Source organism: Buttiauxella agrestis ATCC 33320, assembly GCF_000735355.1.
GTDB classification, from domain to species: domain Bacteria; phylum Pseudomonadota; class Gammaproteobacteria; order Enterobacterales; family Enterobacteriaceae; genus Buttiauxella; species Buttiauxella agrestis.
The window spans coordinates 20,466-27,531 of record NZ_JMPI01000060.1 but is presented as its reverse complement, the minus strand read 5'-3'; the positions used below and the strand labels follow the sequence as shown (position 1 = coordinate 27,531).

5 protein-coding genes and 1 pseudogene are annotated in these 7,066 nt (G+C 49.4%); 2 read left to right on the top strand and 4 right to left on the bottom strand.

Translation table 11 applies throughout. The features are described 5' to 3' along the window. Positions 1 to 1,382: pseudogene (locus tag GBAG_RS22955) on the top strand (hypothetical protein); the annotation flags it as partial. Next, on the top strand, positions 1,369 to 1,977 hold the full coding sequence (locus GBAG_RS17100) for a hypothetical protein (protein WP_034498484.1): 609 nt from the start codon (positions 1,369 to 1,371) through the stop codon (positions 1,975 to 1,977). The pseudogene GBAG_RS22955 and the gene GBAG_RS17100, both read left to right, overlap by 14 nt. Positions 1,978 to 2,300: 323 nt before the next feature. Here the strand turns inward: GBAG_RS17100 and GBAG_RS17095 are convergent, their stop codons facing one another. Genes GBAG_RS17095 through GBAG_RS17080 form a run of 4 tightly spaced genes read right to left on the bottom strand, consistent with a single transcriptional unit; the run spans position 2,301 to position 7,064 of the window. Continuing rightward, on the bottom strand, positions 2,301 to 3,377 hold the full coding sequence (locus tag GBAG_RS17095) for a cellulase family glycosylhydrolase (protein WP_034498482.1): 1,077 nt from the start codon (positions 3,375 to 3,377) through the stop codon (positions 2,301 to 2,303). A 10-nt stretch (positions 3,378 to 3,387) separates the two neighbouring features. Beyond that, positions 3,388 to 4,929, bottom strand: a complete 1,542-nt coding sequence (locus GBAG_RS17090) for an MFS transporter (protein ID WP_034498480.1) — start codon at positions 4,927 to 4,929, stop codon at positions 3,388 to 3,390. 48 nt (positions 4,930 to 4,977) lie between these two features. Beyond that, positions 4,978 to 5,994, bottom strand: a complete 1,017-nt coding sequence (locus GBAG_RS17085) for a Gfo/Idh/MocA family protein (RefSeq protein ID WP_034498478.1) — start codon at positions 5,992 to 5,994, stop codon at positions 4,978 to 4,980. A gap of 2 nt (positions 5,995 to 5,996) precedes the next feature. Continuing rightward, positions 5,997 to 7,064: a Gfo/Idh/MocA family protein gene (locus GBAG_RS17080; RefSeq protein ID WP_034498477.1), complete on the bottom strand. Its 1,068-nt coding sequence runs from the start codon at positions 7,062 to 7,064 to the stop codon at positions 5,997 to 5,999. Positions 7,065 to 7,066 lie beyond the last annotated feature (2 nt).

Here is a 7,066-nt window from a genome sequence, read left to right as displayed (position 1 = left end):
ACCTGGGCTATTTTCAGGTCCCCAGCGAGAGCGGGTATGAAAAACGCTATCAGGTGCATATTGAATGCCTGACACCGGACGACCTGCCGCGCTTCCTGAGCAATCCGGAAGGTGTGGGGCGTGACACGCCTGCCTTTGCCTGCTGTCCCGCAGGTATTCCTGTGTACCTGAAAAATACCGCCGGAAACCTGCGTGACAGCCAGTTGAAAAATCCAGTTGAAGTGGTGATGCCGTTATCCGGTCAGGTCGTGAAAGATACGGACGGGAAGCGTTACTGGCCGGGTGGCACGTCACGGGGATTGCTGGCTGAGGCCGATCTGCGGCTGCTTTCGCGCTATGACCTGGCCGGACGTGGGTTTGAGACGACGGAAGACAGCCCAGTGAGCTTTGACCACCTCGACGGGAAGATGCAGCCAAAAGGGCTGGTGCGGCATATTTTCCAGACCCTGTTTACTGCTTCGTCAGTCGACCCGCGTTCGAGTCATGCGCTGGTGAAGCATAACTATCAGCGTCTTCTGGACAAGGTGGACAGTGATGACGGGAAAGGGTACAGCGCAGATGAATACCGCCGTGCCGTGCATAATCAGGACTACCGGGCGCATCTGTACCATTTGTGCGTGAAACACCCCAGTGACTGGTACTACTCATCGGAAGACCCAGTGTGGAAAAGCTACTTCACGCCACTGATGAAAAAAGAGACTCCGGAATGGTATCGCTACGGGGAGAAATTTTTGACGGATATCCGCTGGATGCACAGCGTGCCGGGGATGGTGGAGAATCCGTGGCACATGCATCCACTGATGTTTCTCGATGCCTTGCGGGAAACGAAAAAGCAGGGATGGGCGCATAGTCTGTTTGCTAAACTGCTTGGTAGCGTGGAGTCCAAAAATGACTATACGGCTTATAACCAAATTTTCCATAACCCCAAACGAACGGTAGCAAAATATCATACCAATCTAACATCAATGACTATCAAACAAGTTATGGAAACTCAACAGCATACTAATGTGATGTTTGCTACTGGTCGTTTTCAGATCATACCGGGAACACTAATAGATGCGGTGAAATCACTCAAGTTAGATGTTAACTCCTTGTATGACGAAGCCATACAGGATCAGATTTTTGAGGAGTACATAATTAAGGTCAAACGCCCTGCAATTATCGCCTACCTGGAAGGTAACGGTAGTGTTGAAGACGCTATTTATGACTGGGCGAAAGAGTTTGCATCAGCTGGGGTGCGTAAAGGCAAAACCATCAGTAAGGGGCGGGTTGCGCAAGATGAAGGGGTTTCTTATTACTCCGGCGATGGTCTTAATCATGCACATCTGACGCCTAATAGTATGGTTAATATATTGAGAGAATCGAAAAATGGCATTAACTAGCAGAAATTTACCCTATCTAATCATTGGTTTTGTCAGTCTGATGATGCCCATTGCTCATGCTGCCAATCAGAATGTTAAAGCTAGACCTGACTTCAAAGATTATCCGGTTGAGATAAGCAAAGGCCCATTTGCTAGTCAGTTAGAGTTTTCGGATGAGGAGAAAAATTATTCCAGCCATTGGAAGGAAATAACAATCAATGAATTTAAAAAATCAGAAAATATCGCAGGACATTATCGTATATACACTGATGACAAGAGTAGTGGGAAAGAATGTCTCGACCATCAAGGTGGAGTATGTGGTTGGGTTATAGATAAATTATCAGGAAAGATTGTGATGCAACTTCCTTCTATCAATGGAACGAATGTCTACCAACAAGTTGCTGACAACGGCACACCAGTTGGTGAAGAATTCAGGATTGAGACCCGAAAGAACAGTTATTTAATAATATTAACCGGTCAGGCTATTCCACAAAAAATAGAACATGATGAAAACGGGATTCCGCTTACTTATCCATGCCAAACGACCTACTATATTTTGAAAAAAAACCAGTTCTCGAAAATCTTTGAGGATAAAAATGGATGTGATGTTGATTAGCTCTTTAAAATAGAAACTCTGATGCTATCTGGTCGTTTGGATTGATGCCGATATTGACTAGTCCTGCCATAGATTGACACTTTTCGGCCTTACAACACCCGATGAAGTTCATCGGGTGTTTTGTATTTTAGCGACAGATGTTGCTGCCATTGGCGTTTTGACGTGTCTTTTCGGGTTGGACTCAAATTGATAGGGTTTGAAGCTCAATGGTACAGTTGGGCTTCAAACCCCGTTGACTGCATCTGCGCGTCCCAGTCACATAGTTTATCTATGCTCCTGGGAACTTACGGCCTAGTCCCTTCCTGCAACTCGAATTATTTAGGCTATGAATAGGTTAAGCGCCTGACCAGTTCCATTTCACTGTGGCGGAAGGGAATGCCATATTCATCAAGCACATCGTGGAACCACAGGTGCGCGTAATCCACGCCACGTTTGCGCACTGACGGCCAGGGGAGGGTGGTTTGCGTTTTGCCGCGCACCAGCCCCCACTGGAAACAGCCGACATTCAGGGCGGCAAACAGCGGCAGTTGTTCTTCCATCACGCAGCCGACATGCCGCGCCAACCATTCTGTGCATAACATCGGACGCTCGAATGTTTGCCAGTAGCGCAATACCTGGAGCATTTTCGGTGTGGCAAGGTAGGCGTGGAAGCTGATCACATCCGAAAGATCGGCTGCTGCCTTATCGATAGGATGGGCAAAATACTCCGCTTCGGGTTCGTCGGGATCTTGCGAAATATGCCACGCACCTACGGTCAGTGGCTGCCGGGGATCTTCGTCACGCGCCCAGGCGAAAACCTGTGGCAGCAGCTCCAGCGCAAAATGCTCTAGCTTTTCATCGAACTGCGTTTCTTCGAGGCCGGTCGCAAACGTGCCGCGGTTGCCAGGCTCGTTGTACAAATCCCAGATAGCGATGCGTGAATCGTCTTTGAAATGGCGCACTATGTCGCGCACATAGCGTTCAAGCTGCGGCCACATCTCGCGGTTACATACCGTTTCACGCCCAGGACTCGCCGCCGCCTGGCTGTTGTGTTTGCCGGGTTCGGGTGCTTTTTGAGGCCCTAAAAATGGTTCATCTCCGGAAAAACCACAGTCGTCCATCAGCGTCAGCATGACTTTTATTTGATGGCTTTCGGCGATACGCAGAAAGCTCTCGATGCGCATCAGCAATCCATCGCGATCGTGCTGCCAGACGATAAACGGCAGGTTGATGCGCAGTTGGTTATAGCCGATCTCTTGCGCCCAACCGAGTTCCTGATCGATGGTTTCGGGATCAAAGGTTTCGCGCTGCCATAGCTCTGTCCAGTTTACGGCGCTGCGGGGCAGGTAATTAAACCCGCAAATCCAACCCTGATTTTTGTGCCACTGAGCGGCCTGTTGTTTGCTCCATTTTGTACGCATGACGTGGCTCCTACGGTGATTCCGGCGTTAAGCTAGATACCGATTTACGCCCTGGCGTGTTGCCCCAGACTTTGTCGTATTCATAGCCGGTCAGGTCTTTGATGACTTTACGGGTTTCCATATCGCAGTCTGCGAGGTTTCCGCCCAGCTTGAGACGGGCGACTTCTTTAATCAGCGTTTTATGGGATTCACGGGTGAGTTTGAATTTAAAGGTCATCCAGAAACTGATCGCCAGCAATGCTGTGGTGGCAAAGACCATTAGCCCGACAATCGCGTGTAACGCTTCAATAGGTTGCTCGCCCTGGCCTTTAACAAAACCGCTTTCTTCCAGCACCACACCAATCAGCATGATGGCCAGCGCCACGGTACTTTTCCGGGTTAAGACCATCACACCAGCAAAGATGCCTTCGCGGCGTTTTTTAGTCACGATTTCATCGACGTCAGGAATAAAGCTGTAAATATTCCAGGGGATAAAATAAAGACCCGCACGTGAAATACCCAAAATGACAAACACAGCGGAGAACAAGATCACGGATACATTGATGTTATTGATATAGGCATAAAACAGGAAGGCTAATACTGCAAAAATACAACTATAAGATAAGCGCAGTGCGCCGGAAGGCGTGAAATTCAATTTGCTGAGTAACAGCATAAAGACAAATGTTCCCGGAACAGAAACAAATGCGGCCACGCTTAAATAACCTGAAACGGCGGCGGCATCCTGATGTAATCCGTAAACGACATAATAAGTAAATACTGAGCCGAAAACGTCCATTGCGGTAAACGAAGCAATATAAATAATAATATGCTGGCGGAACATGCGGATCTTAAATGAAGAGAGTAAATCTAACACCAGGCTTTTTAAATGGTGCCAAAGATTACCGCTATTTGCTCCTTCGGGTTCGGGTTCAAACTCTTCGCGCACATCTTTGGCTTCCCAGGTGCACATCCAGGTGGTAAATACTGCGAGGCAAAAAATCGCTGAGAAAAGCAGGCCTGTGTAAGTGTAGGTTATCGAGTTATCTTTGCCGGTGAACTGCATGATTACACCTGGCACAGACACCGCCAGAAAACCGCCAAGCTGTGAGCAGATCATACGCACTCCGGATAAACGGGCGCGTTCGGTGTAGCGGTTGGTCATCTCTGCCGCCAGCGTTTCCCACGGCACCAGCACCATTGCGGAGAGCAGCTCAATGGAGAGATAAGTACCGAGATAATACCAGTAGCCCATATCCGTAACCCAAAGCAGGGCGTACAAAAACATCAGTGGGGCGCTGAGTAATAAAAAGAAGCGGCGGCGACCGAAGCGTTTACCCAGCCAGGTATTAGCGAAGTTATCGGTGATGTAACCCATAATTGGACTTAATACCGCATCTATCACGCGGGCAATAGCAAATATCGAACCGGCTTCTAATACTGATAATCCACAATAAGTGGTATAGAAAAATAAAAGCCAGGTACCAATAATAGCAAAAGCCCCGCCACCAAATAAATCGGTAACACCATATCCTATGGCTGTTCCATAGCCAACTCTGCGTTCTGTAGGTTTCATATTATTATTCCATTTCTGTGTAGGGTGAAAAGGAAAACATTATTGTTGTTAAATTTTTATCCAGTTCCTGGTTATAGAAGACTGGTAAATTGCTTCGACCATGCGCAGGGATGTTTCCGCCTGGTATATATCAACGTAATTATGATTGTCGGGTGTTTGTATTGAATGATAAAAATTATTAATAGCCTGCTGGTGGCTGCTCCCCCAATAACACTTTTGGACTTCACGTGGTATTTCGTCGCAGGCCAATAGATTTTTCTCCTCACCAGCAATAAACCACAGATTATTGTGATGAAGTTGCAGCAGGCCTTCTTCGCAATGGATCTCAAGAAATAGCGGCGAGTCGGTGGTGTGACAGTTCGTCGCGTAAAAAATCCCTCGCGCCCCGTTGGCTAATTGCATATTCGCCATCGCGGTGTCCTCGGCCTGGGTGGCATTGCTGAGAAAACTGCTCTCCACCACGCCTTTTACCGACTCGACTCCGCCAGCAAACCACTGCATTAAATCCAGCGTATGAATCGCCTGGTTGATGAGCAGGCTGCCGCCTTCGGTGGCAAAACGCCCGCGCCACGGGCTTTGCGCATAGTAATCTTGCGTTCGATTCCATGTCAGCACCGCTTTGATACTCAGCACTTTTCCGTAGGTGTTCGCCTCCAGCAACGATTTGATCTTCTGGCTGCTCGGGTTCAGTCGGTTCTGATAACAGACACCAAGCTGGCTCGTTGCGTGCTTCAGCGCGGTTTTAATGTCTTTTACTTCGCCTGGATTCAGCGCTACCGGCTTTTCCGTGAAGACGTGTTTTCCGGCGGCAAGGGCGGCAAGAATCACTTCTTTGTGCGCGACATGCGGCGTGCAGACGTGTACCACGTCAATTTCGGTATCACACAGCATTTCGCGGTAATCGGCGTAATAACGGCAAGCGTAACGCTCGGCCAATAAGTGACCCTTTACGGAGTCTGTTTCGACAATCGCCCGAAGCCTGCAAGCTGGATTCGATTGAATTGCCTCGACGTGCAAGGTGTGGATTGCTCCACACCCGACGACTGCGACCTGTGTCGTCTTCATCGCTATTGCACTCCGTTTGCCAGCATTTGCGCGCGCACGCACAGTTCTGCGGCTTTGAAGGCATGCGCCTGAGTCATCGCATTTTCGGTGCGATTCAGGCAGTCAAGAATCAGTTCGCCGAAGAACGGAAAGCCCACATTTCCGGCAACCGGATAGCGGAATTCACCTTCTTTATTAACCAGATACACCACATCTTGTTCCTGGCGGGTGATGTCGACGTATTTGCGGATTTCGATATAGCCGTCGGTGCCGAGCAGCGTCAGGCGTCCGTCGCCCCAGGTGCTGAGTCCTGCTGGTGTGAACCAGTCGCAGCGGAAATAGCCGCTGGCCCCGTTCTCGCCTTTGAGCATGGCATCGCCGAAATCTTCAAATTCAGGGTATTGCGGATGGGCGAAGTTGTTGGTTTGCGCGGCAACAACCTGTGCTTCGCTGTTGCCCGTATAAAACAGGAATTGTTCAATCTGATGGCTGCCAATATCACAAAGAATGCCACCGAAGCGTTTCTTAAAGTAGAACCAGTCCGGGCGGCCCGTTCCTTCACGGTGTGGCCCCATGCCCAGCGTCTGAATCACCCGACCAATCGCACCGTCGCGCACCAGTTGCCCGGCAAATACCGAACTTTCGACGTGAAGTCGTTCGCTGTAATACACGGCATATTTGCGTCCGGTTTCGGCGACTTTCGCTTTAGCCGCAGCCAGTTGTTCGAGGGTGGTCAGCGGTGCTTTATCGGTGAAATAGTCTTTTCCTGCATCCATCACTTTCAGGCCAAGCGCGCAACGTTCATCAGGAATCGCCGCTCCGGCAACCAGTTTGACGCCCGGATCGGCCAGTATCGCTTCAAGAGACGGCGCAATTTTCGCCTGCGGATATTGCTTAACAAACTGCTCGATTTTTTGTGGATCAGGATCGTAAACCCATTTCAGCGTCGCGCCCGCTTCAATCAGGCCATTGCACATGCCGTAGATATGGCCGTGATCGAGTGCAGCGGCGGCAAAAACAAAATCATCTGGCTGCACGACTGGCTGCGGTTTGCCTTTTGGCGCGTAATTCATACCGTCTTTAATGCTCATGT

Bases quoted from the DNA above. Each gene is read 5' to 3' on its own strand.
- GBAG_RS17095 (WP_034498482.1), bottom strand. From the start codon at position 3,377: ATGCGTACAAAATGGAGCAAACAACAGGCCGCTCAGTGGCACAAAAAT.
- GBAG_RS17100 (WP_034498484.1), top strand. From the start codon at position 1,369: ATGGCATTAACTAGCAGAAATTTACCCTATCTAATCATTGGTTTTGTC.
- GBAG_RS17080 (WP_034498477.1), bottom strand. From the start codon at position 7,064: ATGAGCATTAAAGACGGTATGAATTACGCGCCAAAAGGCAAACCGCAG.
- GBAG_RS17090 (WP_034498480.1), bottom strand. From the start codon at position 4,929: ATGAAACCTACAGAACGCAGAGTTGGCTATGGAACAGCCATAGGATAT.
- GBAG_RS17085 (WP_034498478.1), bottom strand. From the start codon at position 5,994: ATGAAGACGACACAGGTCGCAGTCGTCGGGTGTGGAGCAATCCACACC.